Below are 17,075 nucleotides of genomic sequence, written 5' to 3'. Positions count from 1 at the left end.
TTATATCACTTACACAAAATCAATAGGGTCAATATCCGCACTTACATTTTTAAATTGCAAAATATAATTTTCAATTGCCACTAAAGCTTTGTGATTTTCACTTCTAAGCAATAAATAAAAACGATATTTTCCATGCAGCATTTCAACTCCACAAATTCCATAGCCTACTAATTCTACTTGTTTGATATTTTTAAATTGATAGGCAAGTTTTTCGCAGAGCTTTTGTGAGGATTGTTGATCTTTATCTTCTATAAGAATTCTTAAAAGGCGTTTAAATGGAGGGTAAAGATCTTTTCTATTTTCTAACTCATCTTTTAAAAAAGCATCATAATCCTCTATATACTTTTCAAAAAAAGCTCTATTTTTTGTTTGTAAAAGCACTCTTGCTTCACCTTTACGCCCTGCCCTACCAGCAACTTGCATAGCTAAAGCTAAAGTTTCTTCACTCGCTCTAAAACTAGGACGCAACAAATACTCATCAAGTCCTAAAATAACGCTTAAATCTACACTATGATAATCATGTCCTTTAGCAAGCATGGAAGTTCCTATAAGTATATCGATCTTATTTTCATTAAAATCTTTTAAAATAGCATTAAGCTTTCGAATACTCGTAATCTCATCACTATCAAATTTAGCTATCCTTGCTAAAGGCAAAGTCTCTTGCAAAAGTTCTTGTAATTCTGCTGTGCCCATCTTCCTAGCCTCTAGCATCACACCTTGGCAGCTAGGACAATTTTGCTCTATTAAAGAAGTGTAATTACAATAATGACATTTTAAAACATTTCTTTTTTTGTGCAAACTCATAGCAATAGAGCAAAAAGGACATTTTATAGTTTGCCCACAATCTTTACACACAATTTGTCTAAAATTGGCCTTAGTGGGCAAAAAAATGATAGCTTGTTTTTGATTTTCCAAGCTTTTTTGCAACTCGCCCAAAAGCATAGGAGTTACGCCCAATTCGTTTTCATCATATAAAAAGTGTTTTTTACTTTCAAAAAAAGTACCCTTAAGTCTAAAACTCTTTTGCTTGTAAAAACTCGTTAAAGATGGGGTTGCAGAACCTAAAATCACTTGAATATTATTTTTTTGACCCAAAAAAAGTGCTAAATCTCTTGCATTGATAAAAGGCTGGTTAGAAGCCTTATAAGAATTATCATGTTCTTCATCTACTACAATAAGTCCTAAATTTCTAAAAGGTAAAAACAAAGCCGATCTTGCACCCGCTACTAAAAGCACTTCTCCCTTGCAAAAACGCTCTAAATATTCTTGCTTTTTTTTCTTTGAAATTTTAGAATGCCACAGGAAAAAATTATCCTTAAAATACACTTCTAAACGCTTTTGCATTTGTGGAGTAAGTGCGATTTCTGGCATCAAAAGCAAAGCTTGCTTACCCTGTTCTAAACACTCTTTTATCAAAGAAATATAAATTTCAGTCTTGCCACTACCCGTATCAGCAAAAAGCAAGGAATTATTTTCTTTTTGAAGAAAACTTAAGGCATTTTGTTGTTGATTGCTTAGTTTAGGAGTATCTTTAAAAAACATTTTGTGACATTCATACTTAGGACTAGTTTCAAAAAAACCCAAAACAAAACCAAGTTTTGAAGCATAATAATAAACAATAAAATTTGCCAATTCAAACTGCAAAGGAGTTAGAAAATACTCTGTAATTTCTTTAATTTCTACGGTTTTAAAATCAGGTTTTTGACATTCTTTAAGCACGATAGCTTTAAGGTTTTTTTTAGTTTTTAAATCCACTAATACTTGTGTTAAAGGTTTGATTTCATCAAAACTATGAAAAGTTAAATTATCCAAATACAAACCACAAATTGCAAGTTCATAATATCTTATATCAGATCTTTGCATCTAGAACTTCCTATACACTTTAACAAACCTTCTTTAGAATCATAAATAAATTCAACCATCTCTTTGGCGTTTAATGCAAATCTATAGTGATTTTTACCTATTTTTATCCAAGATTTAAAATCAGAATAAATAGGTGTATCAAGCAAAGAATAATCACAATCATTTAAACAATAAAAGAGTTTTTCTTTGGCTTGATTGTTTTGTGCATTATCTAAAATTTCTGGAAAATTTAAATTTTTAAGTCTCATTTGACTACGCATTAAAGCAAGAGCTGAGCTTAGCATTTCATAGTCCATTTTTAATTTTAAAATTTTAACCTCATCTTTTGTAGTATTGATAAAAGATAAAGATAAGCTTGATAAAATTCCCAAAATCAAAATCACAAAAACAAGCTCAAGCAGAGTAAAAGCTTTATTCATTTTGTCGGGAGTTCTTCATTGATTGCTTTTATTAGCTTCTTAAGTTCTCTTTCTAAAATATAATTTTCATAACTTTTTTTAACAAACGCATCTACAAAGCGTTTAAGTTCTATTTTTTTAGTACCGCCAGAAATCAAAGCGATATCATCTTCTAAAAAATTTGCAAATTCTTCACTGCACTTAACAATGAAATCTTTTGCATTAACATTAACAATGACTTGTTTTAGATTATCTGCCAAGAACAGCCTCTATTTTCTTATAAATATCTTCGCTTTCTATATTGCGAGATTTAAGTTCTTCTTCTAAACGCATGATTTGATTACTTTTTGCTTCATTTTGTGCTTTAACGCTTACAAGCTCATTTCTTAAAGCCTCATTGGCTTCGCAAACTTCGTTATATTTTTCAATGAGTTCATTTACTTTATCTGTCATAGTATTGATTATTTTTTCATCAAACATATTTTTGCCTTCTTAAAAAATTTGTAATTTATGGAAAATATTATTTGATATTGTAGCAGAAAAAAATTTAAATTTAGGTTTTTATTGTCAATTAATTTTTAATTAAAGCATTTTCTTTTAAAATTTTTTCAAAAATAAAAATAAAGTAGAAAAATGTTAGAACTTACCAGCGAATTTAAACCCAGTCCCGATCAACAAGAAGCCATAAAAGGCATAGTAAAAAGCATAAAAAAAGGCAACAAATATCAAACCTTACTAGGCGTTACAGGAAGTGGAAAAACCTTTACCATGGCAAATGTCATTAAAGAACTTAATATACCCACTCTTATCATGAGTCACAACAAAAGCCTTTGTGCACAACTTTATAGCGAATTTAAAGGCTTTTTTTCTAAAAATCATGTGGAATATTTTATATCTTATTATGATTATTATCAACCTGAAGCCTATATTCCACGCACTGATGTTTTCATAGAAAAAGACAGCTCCACTAATGAAGACTTAGAGCGTTTAAGACTGAGTGCTACTGCTTCTCTTTTAAGTTATGAAGATGTAGTTTGCATAGCTAGTGTTTCAGCAAATTATGGACTTGGTAATCCAAATGAATACATAGGCATGGTTTTAATCTTTGAACTGGGTATGCAAATTTCACAAAAAGAACTTTTAAAAAAACTTGTAGATATGGGTTATAAAAGAAATGATAATTTTTTTGATCGTGCAGATTTTAGAGTTCAAGGAGATATTATAGATATTTATCCAGCTTATTATGAAGATGAAGTAGTAAGACTTGAATTTTTTGGCGATGAGCTTGATGCTATGTATCATTACAATGTTTTAGAAAATAAAAAAGGTAAAGATTTAAAACGCTTTATACTCTATCCTACAAGCCAGTTTAGCGTGGGCGAAGCAAGGCTAAAACAAGCGATAAAAGACATAAAAACAGAACTTAACGAACGCCTTGCTTATTTTGAGCATGAAAATAAACTCGTAGAATATCAACGCCTTAAACAACGCGTTGAATTTGATCTTGAAATGCTTACAAGCACAGGAATGTGTAAAGGAGTTGAAAACTATGCAAGGCATCTAACAGGACTTAAAGAAGGCGATACTCCTTATACGCTTTTTGATTATTTTGCGATTAAAAATAGAAAATTTCTTGTCATAGTCGATGAAAGCCATGTTTCTTTACCACAATTTCGCGGTATGTTTGCAGGAGATAGAAGTAGAAAGCAAACTTTAGTAGATTATGGTTTTCGTCTTCCATCAGCTCTTGATAATCGTCCTTTAATGTTTGATGAATTTATCCATAAAGATTGTCAGTTTCTTTTTGTTTCAGCCACCCCTGCCCCGCTTGAGCTTGAACTTAGCAAGGAAAATATCTTTCATCAAATTATGCGTCCAACAGGATTACTTGATCCTTTGATAGAACTTAAAGATAGCGATAATCAAGTTGAAATTTTATTTGATGAAGCTAAAAAAATCATACAAAGAAACGAACGGGTTTTAGTAACTGTACTGACTAAAAAACTCGCTGAAGAGCTTACAAGGTATTATTTAGAGCTTGGTATAAAAGTCAAATACATGCACTCAGATATCGATGCAATAGAACGCAATGAAATCATAAGAGGCTTAAGAAGCGGTGCTTTTGATATGCTAATTGGCATTAACTTACTTAGAGAAGGACTTGATTTGCCTGAGGTTTCGCTTATTGCCATTATGGACGCAGATAAGGAGGGTTTTTTAAGAAGCACTACAAGTTTAATCCAAACCATGGGAAGAGCTGCTAGAAATGTCAATGGTAAGGTTTTGCTTTTTTGCAAAAAAATCACAAAATCCATGCAAGAAGCTATGGATACCACCAATGAACGCCGCAAACTTCAAGAAGCTTACAATCAAAAACACAATATCACGCCAACTTCAGTCAAGCGACACATCGAAGAAAGTTTAAAAAATGAAGAAAACTTAGGAGAAATTTATCGCAAAGGTAAAAAATTTGAAAAAATGCCTGCTAATGAAAGAGCTAAAATCGTAAAAGAGCTTCGTAAACAAATGCTTGAAGCTGCTAAAGCGCTCGAATTTGAAAAAGCAGCGACTTTAAGAGATGAGATCAATAAATTAAGGGATTTATAATAAAAATATATCCCTTGTTCTAACTCCTGCCTCATTAAGTAAAGCACTTAAAATTTCATACTGAAAGTCTTGCAAGGGACGTTTTTCTTTTAAAACTATACCTATAACCCCTTTAGTTTTTTCCCATCTTCTATAGGTAAATACATAGCATTAGCATTAGGTAGGGTATTTGTACAAACACCTGCTCTTTCTTTATTTGTTGCAACCCATTGAGCAATAGCAATCTCATCAGCACTAAAACAATTTTTTAACATTTGCTTATCATCGTTAAAAAACAACAAAGGTTTCGATAAAATATTGTTTTTATTTATAGGATAAATAATAATAGGTAAATTTAATAATTTTAAAGCTTGATTTCCAAGTTGTTCCCAAAGCTCTTGTTTGCTTTTCACTCTTGCTAAATTTTCACTATTTTCAAGTAAAATAGCTGTTCTATAAGCCCTTTTAGTGAGTTCTTTAGATTGCAATTTTAATCTTCTAGTAAAAACAGCTGTTAAAAATCCAACTATAAACATAGTTGTAAAAGTAATAATATTTCCACTATCATGAACTTTAAGACTAAAAATAGGTTCTAAAAAGAAAAAATTATAAATCAAAACACTTACCAAAGAAGAATAAAAGGCGAAAATTTTATTATCAGAAATAAAAGAAGAAGCAAAAACTGCTAAAATAAAAATCATAACTATATTACTTGGCTGAGTATTAAATTTATGAAATACAAAAGCTATAAAAGTTGCTAAAAGCAAAACTCCTGTGATTTTTAAAAAACCTAAAAAATCAAAACTTTTTTTTACTTCGTATTTTAGGAGTAGAAATTTGATTTTCATTGACAAGATATAAATCAATATCGGGTGCTTTTTTAGCGACAGCTTCAAAAATCTCTTCTTTAAACTTTTTTTATCTTTATTTTTGCCTAAAACAATTTTAGAGACATTGCTAAGGCTTGAATACTCTGCAATTTGTCTTGCTATATCATCATATACGCTAATGATTTTAGCATCAAAACTTTTAGCTAGTTCTATATTTTCTTCTAAGGCTTTTGCTTCTTTAATATTGGGATTTTTTATATAAAGCGCACTCAATTTAGCATGAAAAGCTAAAGCAAGTCTTGCAGCTGCACGAATAACCTTTGCATTTGAAGCATTAATACAAACTAAAATATGCTCTCCAGTATGATAAGCTAAATCATCATTAATAAGCCTTTGTTCACTTGCTCTTAAATTCACTCTTGAAGCAAGTCTTCTTAAGGCAATCTCACGCAAAGCTATAAGTCTTTCTTGGCGAAAGAAATTTTCAAGTGCTAGTTTAGCTTGTTTTTCCTTATAAATTTTACCATCTTGCATTCTTTTTAAAAGCTTATTAGGTTCAATATCAACAAGTTCAACCTGATCAGCCTCATCAAAAATACGATCAGGAATACGCTCTTTAACTTCTATCTTACTGATATTAGCGACTAAATCATTTAAGCTTTCTAAATGTTGTATATTTAAAGTAGTATAAACATCAATCCCTGCTTTTAGAAGTTCTTCTATATCTTGAAAACGCTTTTCATTACGCAAGCCTTTAGCATTAGTGTGTGCAAGCTCATCTACTAAAACCAAAGCAGGCTTTCTCTTAAGGGTAGCGTCTAAATCAAATTCTTTTAATACTATATTTTTATAAGGAATTTCAAGATTAGCTATACTTTCAAAACCTTGTGCTAAAGCCATTGTTTCAGGTCTATCGTGAGGCTCTATATAGCCTAAAACAACATCAACTCCATTATCCCTTAAAGTTCTGGCTTCACTTAACATAGCATAAGTTTTTCCAGAACCTGCAGCATAACCTAAGAAAATTTTTAATTTTACAAGTTTGTTTTTTTCTTCTTCCTTAGCTTTAACCTCAAGTTTTTTAAGAATTTGTTCAGGACTTTGTCTTTGCATGTTTATTCTTTTTTCATGGCTTTAGCAATAGCTATATTAACAGCTAAAACATTAACCTTTTCTTCCCCAAAAATCCCTAAAATTTAGACTCAGTATTTTCTTGAATGATTTTTTCTAGTTCTTCTTTGGTGATTTTTGAAGATTGACTTATCCTAGGAATTTGCACTAGGGCTGCTTGAAGACTGATATGAGGATCAAGACCTGATCCTGAAATCCAAAGGAATTTGTTCTTTTGTAATTTGCGGATTTTCATCTAAAAATTTTTGCAAATATTTTTGCACACGCTCTTTTAAAGCAGGATTTGACATAGCATAATTAAATCCACCTGAACTTACACTGCTTTCATTTGTATCGCTTGTATTGTAATTTGACACAGATGTTCTTGAATGTAGAAAATAAGGTTTATTAAAATCTTGACCCAAAAGCTTTGAACCTACCGCTTTGCTTACATCCAAAGTCGGACGACCTTCTTTATCTACTAAACTTCCACTTGATTGATAAGGAAAAATAAATTTTGCAACTGTATTTAAAGCAAAAGGATAAACAAGAGTACACAATATTAGCATTACCACAAAAAAACTAAGCAAAGTTTCTAAGCATATCACACTCCTAAAATTCTAAGTATCCAAGCTGTAGGAATATCAATTATTTTTATCCCTATAAAAGGTGCTATCATACCACCTAAACCATAAATACTCAAATTTCTTAAAAGCAAATGCTCGCTTTTCATAGGCTTAAATTTAACTCCACGCATAGCAATAGGTATGAGCAAAGGTATAATAATAGCATTAAAAATAAGTGCTGATAAAATAGCGCTTTTCGGGGTAGCCAAATGCATAATATTTAAAATTTGCATTTGAGGTAAAACCACACTAAACATAGCAGGTAAAATAGCAAAATACTTAGCAATATCATTTGTCATACTAAAAGTTGTAAGACTACCTCTAGTAATAAGCAAACCTTTTCCTATTTCAACTACTTCTAAAATTTTAGTAGGATTAGAATCAAGATCTATCATATTGGCTGCTTCTTTGGCTGCTTGAGTTCCTGAGTTCATAGCTATACCTACATCAGCTTGTGTAAGAACTGGAGCATCATTGGTTCCATCTCCTGTCATGGCTACTATCTTACCTTGGGCTTGTTCTTTTTTAATGGCTTTTATTTTATCTTCAGGCTTGCATTCTGCTATAAATCCATCAAGCCCTGCTTCTTTAGTTATAGTAGCTGCTGTTAAAGGATTATCTCCGGTACACATTAAAGTTTTTATGCCCATTTTTCTAAGCTCATCAAAGCGCTCTTTAAGTCCTGGTTTTACTGTATCCTTTAGATAAATCACTCCTAAAATTTTTTCATTTTTACACACTACCAAAGGAGTGCCGCCAAGATTTGAAATTTCCATTACCTTAGTTTCTAAATCGCTAGGAATTTTTCCATTCATTTCGCTTATATAAGCTCTTATAGCATCAAAAGCACCTTTGCGAATTTTTGTATTATCTTGCAAATCCACACCACTCATTCTATTTTGAGCGCTAAATTCGATAAATTCTTTAATATCATTACCTTCTAATTCATAACCCATTTTTTGAGCCAATGCAACTATGCTTTTACCTTCTGGAGTTTCATCTTTTAAAGAGGATAAAACACAAGCTTTAATCATTTCTTCTTTACTTATACCTTGGACTTCATAAAATTCATTTGCCAAACGGTTTCCAAAAGTAATCGTTCCTGTTTTATCCAAAATCATAGTATCAACATCACCACAACTTTCAACAGCCTTGCCTGAAAGTGCGATCACATTAAAACGCGTTACCCTATCCATACCTGCTATTCCTATAGCTGATAAAAGTCCCCCTATAGTTGTAGGAATAAGACATACAAGCAATGCTACTAACCATGAAATAGGCAAACTCACGCCTAAAAATTGCATAAAAGGATATAAACTTACAACCACCATCAAAAAACTCAAACTAAGTACAATTAAAAGAGTATTAAGAGCAATTTCATTTGGAGTTTTTTGACGCGCAGCACCTTCTACAAGATTGATCATTTTATCTAAAAAACTTTCCCCAGCTCCAACTAAAATTTTAATCTTTAAAAAATCAGTTAAAACCGTAGTCCCACCTGTAACAGAAGAAAAATCACCGCCCGCTTCACGCATAACAGGTGCACTTTCACCTGTAATAGCTGATTCATCAACACTTGCAGTACCTTCTATAATTTCTCCATCATTAGGTATAAGTTCACCTGCTTTAACTAAAACTATATCACCTATTTTTAACTCGCTAGAATTAAGCATTTCTTCACTGCCATCACTTTTTATGTGTCTAGCTTTAGAATCCTTTTTGCTTTGTCTTAAGGTAGCTGCTTGGGCTTTACCCCTTCCTTCTGCAATACTTTCTGCAAAATTTGCAAAAAACAAGATTATAAATAAAATAAAAGTGATTAAGATGTTATAAATTCTTTCATCAGAATTTCCATTAAACAAAGTAGGAAAAATACTTAAAATCAAAGTAAGAATCGATCCAACTTCCACCATAAACATAACAGGATTTTTTACCATAAAGCGTGGATCAAATTTTAAAAATGCTCCTTTTATGGCATTATTTAAAATTTCTTTTGTAATGAGTTTATTTTGTTTTTTAGACATTGACTCTCCTTAATGCCATAAAGATAAATATTCTGCAACGCTTGATAAAGTAAGCACTGGAAAAAAGTAAGTGCAGCAAAAATATATATAATACAAACAAGCACAAACATAAAAGTTAAATTATCCGTTTTTAAAGAATTTGCAGTATTTTCTTGTGTATTTTTAGCCAAAAGCGATCCAGCTATAGCAAGCTGAGCTATTAAAACCAAATAACGCCCACAAAACATAGCAAAAGCTGTGCTTAAATTCCAAAATAAATTATCATCTTTTAAACCTTCAAGTCCTGAACCATTATTTGCTGCCGAAGAACTAAATTCATACAAAATTTGAGCCAAGCCATGAAAGCTAGGATTGCTTATACTATCTTTTGCAAAAACAACAGCTAATGCACTTAAAACAAGGATTAATAAAGGATGGATAAGAATTACCAAAGCTATAAGCTTCATTTGTGCGCTTTCTATTTTTTTACCCAAGAATTCTGGAGTTCTACCTATCATTAATGCACAAATAAACACGGTTAAGAGCACATAAATAATCATATTCATAAGCCCTACTCCTTCGCCACCGAAAGCTACATTTAGCATCATATTTAGCAAAGTAGCACTGATGCTTAAAGGATTTAAACTATCGTGCATATTATTGACGCTTCCTGTAGTAAAAGCAGTAGTTACAGCACTAAATAAACTCGAACCATCTGTGCCAAATCTTATTTCTTTACCTTCCAAATTTCCCAAATTTGCATTTAAACCCAAAGAATCCAAATTTGGATTTGACATTTTTTCGCTAAAATAAATTAAAAGCAAAGAAATGATAAAAATAATCCCCATTGCACCAAAAATAACCCCCCCCCTTCTTCTTCTTTTCCCATAAGAGCAAAACCTTGTATTTCTTTTCTATGATAAACCATCAATCCAAAAGCTACAACACAGGCACTAGGAATAAGCATCATGGATAAAATTTGCAAAAAATTTGTAAGTAAAGTAGGATTTTCAAAAGGCATGCTTGAATTAGTACCAAAAAAACCACCCCCATTTGTCCCTAAATGTTTTATAGACTCAAGAGCTGCAACAGGACCTGTGGCAATGCTTTGAAATTTATTTTCTAAAGTAAGCACGCTAAAATTTGCGTGATAATTTTACACCACGCCTTCAGAGATAAAAATTACAGCCAAAATAAAACTTAAAGGCAACATCAAACGCGTAATAATACGCGTAAAATCTTCATAAAATTTCCCATTTGCATACTACATAAAGCACGACAAAAAGCCATACAAGCAGAATATCCACTCGCACTTGAAACAAACATAGCAAGCAAAATGCCTGTATTTTGCGAAAGCAAACTTAAAGCATTCTCTCCACTATAATGCTGAAGGTTTGTATTTGTAATAAAACTAATTACAGTATTTAAATTCAAATCCCCTTATCATAGAATTTATCGAATTGGGATTTAAAAAAGTTTATCTTGTAAATAAAAAATCACGAAAGAAAAAATAGCCACTAAGGCATTAAAAGCAATTAAATGCAAAGAATATTTTTGCCAAGTCATATTTTTTCTATCAATTGCACAAATTTTATAAATTAAGTTATCAATTGGATTAAAAATAAAATCAAAAATAGTTTTTTTACAGCTTGCAATTTTATAAAGATAATTTCCAAAAATTAAAGCCAATATAAAAGCTATAATCAGTGTTATTAAAATTTCTAGCATATTTTTCCTTTAAAATTTTTCAGGATATAATAGAGCATAAAATAAATAAAGAGCAAGTATTAAGCTTAAAACTAGTAAAAATATCATCCGCGTGTCCTAGTTTGAATTTCACAAAAACGGATAAAAAACATAAACTACCAAAAGCTAAAAGTAGAAGCAAAGCAAAGATAATATCCATAGGATAGCCTTTTCTCATTGATTCAAAATAGGATTTATTCTATCCTTGTTAAGCTTATATTTTGATTAATACTAATTTTATGATTTATTTATAATTTTTATCTATATTAAATAAAAAGACAAATGAAGAATTTAGCAGGAAAAATCCTGCTAAAAATTGTTAAAGATAACCTGCTGCCATAGCAATAAAATATCCTGCTATACAAGAAGTGATTACACCTATAAGACCTGGTAAAATAAAACTATGATTGATAACAAATTTACCGATGTGAGTAGTACCTGATCTATCAAATTGTATAGTAGCCAAATCGCTTGGATAAGTTGGTAAAATATAATACCCATAACAAGCAGCCGCAAAAGCAACAATTACACCAGGTTCAACACCAATTCCTAAAGCCAAAGGAACAAAAGCTGAAATAGCCGCTGCTTGAGAGTTTACAAATTTTGAAATTAAAAGAAGCATTACAGCATAAGTCCAAGGATGCTCTTTTACTATATCTCCAAGCGCTGCTTTCATCATAGGAGTGTGAACTGCAAACATAGTATCAGCCATCCAAGAAATTCCAAAAACCGCAACAAGTGCTATCATACCTGATTTAAAAATTTCATTAGAGCCGATTTTCTTTGCATCTGTTTTAGTAAAGATGATAATCAAAGAACCTGCTAAAAGCATAAACATCTGAATAACTGAAACCATGGATAAAACATCCATTTTAGGATTGCCTAAAGCATCTACTTGAGGAATGCCATTTTTTACAACTTGCCCCCAGTTTGGACGCAAGAAATCAAATACACCTAATAAAGCTACTAAAGCAATAGCTCCTAAGAAAATCCACATTGCAACCCAATTGCTTTTTGGAAGTTTAACGCCTAAAAGTGTTTTAGAATCCCCATAAACATATTTTTTAAATTCAGGATCTTTAAGTTTTTCTTGAAATACTTCATCTTTATCCAAATCTTTTCCTCTAAACCAAGAAAAAATTCCTATACACAATACACCAAATAATGTACTAGGTATGGTAATTTGAAGAAGATTAATATAACCATCAAAACCTGCTAATTTATGATTAGCATTTAAAAGCAAAGCAGTCAAACTCACAACAGCCACAGATACAGGAGATGCAATAATACCCATTTGTGATGATATAGAAGCTGCCGCCATTGGACGCTCAGGACGAATACCGTTTTTAATCGCTATATCATAAATAATAGGCATAATAGTATAAACCACATGTCCTGTTCCACAAAGTATAGTCAAAAAGCAGGTTACAAAAGGCGCTAATATTGTTAAAAACTTAGGATTGCGTCTTAAAATTCTTTCTGCTATTTGAAGCATAACATCCAAACCACCGCTTGCTTGCAAAGTTGCACTCGCAACCACTACCGCTAAAATTGTAAGCATAACATCTATGGCTGGTTTTCCAGGCTTTATATGAAAAGCAAATACAAGCATTAAAATACCTATACCACCAAGTAAACCAAGCGCTATGCCGCCTTTTTTTGCACCGTAAAAAAGACAAATTAAAACGATAATGATTTGGATTGCAAATTGCCCTCCCTCACTAAGGCTTGTTAAAAAGTCCATTTTAACTCCTTTGAAAATTAATATTTAAAAACAGTTATTATTGTATCACATTTTTAAATTAAAGAATAATATTTCTAAAAATAAAACAATAATTTTTTATATTATTTAAATTAAATTTAAATATAAAACAAAAGTGTAATGGGTTTGATAGATTGATAGAATTTTATCCTTCAAGTTCATATAATTTTTTTCTATCTGTAGAGCTTGCTATATTAAGATGTTTGCGATATTTTGTAATAGTTCTTCGCCCTATATCGACTTTAAATTCTTCTTTAATTAATTCTAAAATTTTACTATCGCTTAAAGGTTTATTGCGATCTTCATTCTTTACTAAATTTGCCACAAATTCTTTAACACCTACATTTGAAGTCTCTCCCTCTTCATCAAGAGCAAAAGCAAAAAAATCACGCAAAGGGATAAGTCCTCTTTCACAACTTAAATATTTATTTGCCACAGCTCTTGATATAGTCGAAGCATTGCGTTCTAAATCAAGTGCTAAATCCTTAAAAGTCATAGGTTTTATCTCTTTTCCCATGAAAAAATCATATTGATATTCTACTATCATAAGCCCTATTTTATAAAGAGTAGCTTTTCTCATCGCTAAAGCATCAACTAAATTTTTTGCTTCTTTGATGTAATGACTTAAAAAATCATGCTCTAAACCATCAGTTTGGATTGAAATTTCAGGATAATAATCATCATTGATTTTTACTTTAATTTCACCATTTTCTTTATAAACAAAAATATCAGGAACAATTATACGAGAATCTTCAAAATATTCCAAAAAAGGGGGAGTGCTAAAGCGCTTAAGTACAGCTAATGCTTCTTTATATAAAGGCTCTTTGGTATAGTTTTGTATATTTTCAAAATCCATAATCAACATTCTACAAAACTCATCAATATCTTCATCTAACTCCATATTTTCAAGAGCAAATAAAAATGCTTCTTTATAATCTTTAGCTCCCACTCCTACAGGATCTAAAAATTTAAATCTTGCTCTTACTCGCTCAATTTCTTCCAAAGAATACTCTTTTAAAAATTCTTCATCGTGTTCAAAATATCCTTCCTCATTTAAGCATTCTATAATTTTTTTTGCAAGTTCTTGAGATTTGCTTGTAGGAAACAAAGGAGGAAGAATCTGTTCATTTAAAAGCTCATAAACACTTTTTTTGGCAAGTCCTTTACTATCCACAAAAGCCGAATTTACATTATGTTTATAAAATGAATCAAAATAATTCTTACCCTTATCATGAGTTTGTATCGAATCTTGAACATTTAAGAAAGGATTATCCTCAGCAAATTTATCTAAATTTTCTTTTAAATCCTCTATATTTGCTTGTAAAATCGGCAACCAAGAGCGTAAAGTTTGAGAAATTTTAGTCTTGGGTGCTTGGGTGATTTTTTGCTTTAACATCAATCAAGGAGTTTAAACTCCGCTCCTAAATAATACTTTTTCACGTCTTTATTGGTTGCAATTTCATCAGCATTCCCACTAGCAAGCAAAGAGCCCGATCTTATAACATAAGCTCTATCACAAATAGCCAAAGTCTCACGCACATTATGATCGGTAATTAAAACCCCAATCCCTAATCTTTTAAGCTCTTTAATTAAAGTTTGAATTTCAGCCACTGCTATAGGATCAACACCTGCAAAAGGCTCATCAAGAAGCAAAAACTTAGGTTCGCACATCAAACTTCTAGCGATCTCACAACGCCTTCTTTCACCTCCACTTAAACTTAAACCTTTCCTTAAACGAATAGGCTCTATACTTAAGAGTTCAAGCATTTGCTCAACTTTATCATGTAAAATTTTTTTATCTTTATAAAAAATCTGAGCCGCTAAAAGCAGGTTATCTTCTACACTTAAATCCTTAAAAATACTACTTTCTTGAGGTAAATAACCTATCCCTGATCTAGCTCTTTTGTTTAAAGGATCTTTTGTCACATCTAAACCGTCTAAAAGAACTTTTCCACTACTTGGGGAAATAAGTCCACATATCATATAAAAAGTTGTCGTTTTTCCTGCACCATTTGGCCCTAAAAGTCCTACAACTTCTCCGCTATTAACCTCTAAAGAAATTCCATGTATAATCTTAGTTTTTTTAATAATTTTTTCTAAATTTACAATTTCTAATTTACTCATAAATTTCATACTTTCTTTTGTCGTCTTTAATGCTAATTTTAATCTGGATAGTAGAAATTCCAAATTTCATTAAAGTTTTTTTCAAATTTTCACCGCCCCATTCAACCAAATGTAAACCTTTTTCAAAAAAATTTTCAAATAAACCATTTGCTAAAAGTCCTTCTAAACCTTCTTGATAAATATCATAATGATAAATGCAAATATCATGATTTTCATATTTTTGCATAATGGAAAAAGTTGGAGAATCCACCCTTGCATCAAGACCAAGAAATTTAACCCAAGCTTGCACTAAGCTTGTTTTTCCACTAGCCAAATCTCCTTGAAGCAAAACAACACCTTCTTTAGGCATTATTTGAAGCATCGTTTTGATCTCATCTTTTGCTAAAATAAATTCTTTCATAATTTTACCACATATTCATTTTGTGCATTTTTAGGAATGCTTTTCGTACTAGGTAGAGCTAGGACTTTATATTTTTGAGTATATTCAGTAAAATGTAAAGTGATGATATCACCCACCTTAACCTCTTTACTCGCTTTAACAATAACGCCATTAATCCCCACTACACCACTTTTACACATATCTTCAGAAATAGCTCTTCTTTTCGTGATATTAACTACATTTAAAAATTTATCTACTCTCATAAAAGCAATTTTAGCAAAAAAAATCAATTTTTGGAACAAAATTTGCTTACGCCTTTGCTTTATTTTTTAAGAAAATAGCAAGTAAAAACTTTTCTTTAATGAAATTTGGATACAATTTTACAATTTTCAAATCTATTTTAACAAAGGATATCTTATGAAAAATGAAGTAAAAAAAGTAGTTTTAGCGTATTCTGGGGGGCTTGATACGAGCATTATTTTAAAATGGCTTCAAGATGAGTATAATTGTGAAGTTGTAACTTTTACAGCAGATATTGGTCAAGGTGAAGAACTCGAACCTGCAAGAAAAAAAGCCCTTTCTTTAGGCATAAAAGAAGAAAATATTTTCATTAAAGATTTAAGAGATGAATTTGTTAAAGATTATGTATTTCCTATGTTTAGAGCCAATGCAATTTATGAAGGAGAGTATCTTTTAGGAACAAGTATAGCAAGACCACTCATAGCAAAAACTCAAGCACAAATTGCCCTGCAAACAGGTGCTGATGCGGTAAGTCATGGCGCCACAGGCAAAGGAAATGATCAAGTGCGTTTTGAACTTGGTTATCTTGCTTTTAGTCCCGATTTAAAAATCATCGCTCCATGGCGTGAGTGGGATTTAAACAGTCGTGAAAAACTCCTTGCTTATGCGCAAAAACATGGCATTGATATTTCTAAGAAAAAAGGAAAATCCCCTTATTCTATGGACGCAAATTTACTTCATATTTCTTACGAAGGACTTGTTTTAGAAGATCCTGCACACACACCTGAAGAAGATATGTGGAGATGGAGTAAAAGCCCAAAAGACGCTCCAAATGAAAGTGAAATTATAGAACTTGATTTCCAAAAAGGAGATTTAGTAGCGATAAATGGAGAAAAACTAAGTCCTGCAGGACTTTTAACCAAACTTAACGAACTAGGCTGCAAACACGGTATAGGACGCCTTGATATAGTAGAAAATCGCTATGTAGGCATGAAAAGCCGTGGTTGTTACGAAACTCCAGGCGGTACTATACTTTTAAAAGCACATAGAGCGCTTGAAAGCATCACGCTTGATAGAGAAGCAGCACACTTAAAAGATGAACTCATGCCAAAATACGCGAGTTTAATTTATAATGGCTATTGGTTCTCGCCTGAAAGAATGATGCTTCAAGCCTTAATCGATGAGTCTCAAATTCACGCCAATGGCAGAGTAAAGCTCGAGCTTTATAAAGGCAATGTGATGGTTATAGGACGCGAAAGTGCGAACGATAGCTTGTTTAACGCAGCTTATTGTACTTTTGAAGAAGATGAAGTGTATAATCAAAAAGACGCAGCAGGCTTTATCAAGCTTAATGCTTTGCGTTTTATCATCGCAGGAAAAAATGGAAGAAAATTTTAATAAAGGAATA

14 protein-coding genes and 4 pseudogenes are annotated in these 17,075 nt (G+C 31.6%); 2 read left to right on the top strand and 16 right to left on the bottom strand.

The genetic code is table 11. The annotated features are described in order from the left end of the window. Positions 1-9 precede the first annotated feature (9 nt). The 4 genes from FBF02_RS03375 to FBF02_RS03360 are packed head-to-tail and all read right to left on the bottom strand — an operon-like array spanning position 10 to position 2,741. Entirely contained in the window at positions 10-1,863 is a 1,854-nt protein-coding gene (locus tag FBF02_RS03375; protein WP_002858495.1) for a primosomal protein N', read from the bottom strand. Further along, on the bottom strand, positions 1,845-2,282 hold the full coding sequence (locus tag FBF02_RS03370; protein WP_002852324.1) for a prepilin-type N-terminal cleavage/methylation domain-containing protein: 438 nt from the start codon (positions 2,280-2,282) through the stop codon (positions 1,845-1,847). Before FBF02_RS03370 ends, FBF02_RS03375 begins: the two co-directional genes overlap by 19 nt. After that, complete coding sequence (locus FBF02_RS03365; protein WP_002854947.1) at positions 2,279-2,521, bottom strand: hypothetical protein; 243 nt, start codon at positions 2,519-2,521, stop codon at positions 2,279-2,281. Before FBF02_RS03365 ends, FBF02_RS03370 begins: the two co-directional genes overlap by 4 nt. Continuing rightward, positions 2,511-2,741 carry a hypothetical protein gene (locus FBF02_RS03360; protein ID WP_002852327.1) on the bottom strand — a complete coding sequence of 77 codons (231 nt, stop codon included), beginning with the start codon at positions 2,739-2,741 and terminating at the stop codon, positions 2,511-2,513. The genes FBF02_RS03365 and FBF02_RS03360 overlap by 11 nt, the downstream gene beginning before the upstream one ends. A 153-nt stretch (positions 2,742-2,894) precedes the next feature. Between FBF02_RS03360 and uvrB the strand changes: the two genes are divergently transcribed. After that, positions 2,895-4,868: an excinuclease ABC subunit UvrB gene (gene uvrB / locus FBF02_RS03355; protein WP_002858504.1), complete on the top strand. Its 1,974-nt coding sequence runs from the start codon at positions 2,895-2,897 to the stop codon at positions 4,866-4,868. Between the two features lie 101 nt (positions 4,869-4,969). Here the strand turns inward: uvrB and FBF02_RS03350 are convergent, their stop codons facing one another. From FBF02_RS03350 to FBF02_RS03305, 12 genes and pseudogenes are all read right to left on the bottom strand, one after another. Further along, positions 4,970-6,790, bottom strand: a complete 1,821-nt coding sequence (locus tag FBF02_RS03350; protein WP_002858538.1) for a sensor histidine kinase KdpD — start codon at positions 6,788-6,790, stop codon at positions 4,970-4,972. 2 nt (positions 6,791-6,792) lie between these two features. Then, a pseudogene (locus FBF02_RS03345) lies at positions 6,793-7,356 on the bottom strand (potassium-transporting ATPase subunit C). A 35-nt stretch (positions 7,357-7,391) separates the two neighbouring features. Then, a complete protein-coding gene (gene kdpB / locus FBF02_RS03340) occupies positions 7,392-9,437 on the bottom strand; it encodes a potassium-transporting ATPase subunit KdpB (RefSeq protein ID WP_002852255.1) in 2,046 nt (681 codons plus the stop codon). Further along, entirely contained in the window at positions 9,395-10,264 is an 870-nt protein-coding gene (locus tag FBF02_RS09070; RefSeq protein ID WP_002858628.1) for a potassium-transporting ATPase subunit KdpA, read from the bottom strand. Before FBF02_RS09070 ends, kdpB begins: the two co-directional genes overlap by 43 nt. Next, positions 10,231-10,629 (bottom strand): annotated as a pseudogene (locus tag FBF02_RS09065) (potassium-transporting ATPase subunit KdpA). Before FBF02_RS09065 ends, FBF02_RS09070 begins: the two are co-directional and overlap by 34 nt. After that, positions 10,629-11,144, bottom strand: a pseudogene (locus FBF02_RS09060) (potassium-transporting ATPase subunit KdpA). Before FBF02_RS09060 ends, FBF02_RS09065 begins: the two co-directional pseudogenes overlap by 1 nt. Before the next feature lie 9 nt (positions 11,145-11,153). Beyond that, positions 11,154-11,340, bottom strand: a pseudogene (gene kdpF / locus FBF02_RS03330) (K(+)-transporting ATPase subunit F). 141 nt (positions 11,341-11,481) lie between these two features. Then, entirely contained in the window at positions 11,482-12,906 is a 1,425-nt protein-coding gene (locus FBF02_RS03325; RefSeq protein ID WP_002856715.1) for an anaerobic C4-dicarboxylate transporter, read from the bottom strand. Between the two features lie 163 nt (positions 12,907-13,069). Beyond that, entirely contained in the window at positions 13,070-14,320 is a 1,251-nt protein-coding gene (locus FBF02_RS03320; RefSeq protein WP_002852268.1) for an RNA polymerase factor sigma-54, read from the bottom strand. After that, the gene (gene lptB, locus FBF02_RS03315; RefSeq protein ID WP_002855252.1) at positions 14,320-15,048 is read right to left on the bottom strand and encodes an LPS export ABC transporter ATP-binding protein; all 729 of its coding nucleotides are present in this window, start codon (positions 15,046-15,048) and stop codon (positions 14,320-14,322) included. Before lptB ends, FBF02_RS03320 begins: the two co-directional genes overlap by 1 nt. Continuing rightward, a complete protein-coding gene (gene tsaE / locus FBF02_RS03310; protein WP_002858585.1) occupies positions 15,041-15,448 on the bottom strand; it encodes a tRNA (adenosine(37)-N6)-threonylcarbamoyltransferase complex ATPase subunit type 1 TsaE in 408 nt (135 codons plus the stop codon). The genes lptB and tsaE overlap by 8 nt, the downstream gene beginning before the upstream one ends. Then, on the bottom strand, positions 15,445-15,690 hold the full coding sequence (locus FBF02_RS03305) for an RNA-binding S4 domain-containing protein (protein WP_002864726.1): 246 nt from the start codon (positions 15,688-15,690) through the stop codon (positions 15,445-15,447). The genes tsaE and FBF02_RS03305 overlap by 4 nt, the downstream gene beginning before the upstream one ends. 154 nt (positions 15,691-15,844) lie before the next feature. Here FBF02_RS03305 and FBF02_RS03300 point away from each other — a divergent pair, with 154 nt between their 5' ends. Further along, positions 15,845-17,065: an argininosuccinate synthase gene (locus FBF02_RS03300; protein WP_002858632.1), complete on the top strand. Its 1,221-nt coding sequence runs from the start codon at positions 15,845-15,847 to the stop codon at positions 17,063-17,065. Positions 17,066-17,075: the final 10 nt, after the last annotated feature.

Origin of the sequence: Campylobacter sp. CFSAN093226, from assembly GCF_012897595.1 — a bacterium.
In the GTDB taxonomy this organism is placed as follows: domain Bacteria; phylum Campylobacterota; class Campylobacteria; order Campylobacterales; family Campylobacteraceae; genus Campylobacter_D; species Campylobacter_D jejuni.
This window is presented reverse-complemented; position numbering and strand designations above follow the sequence as displayed.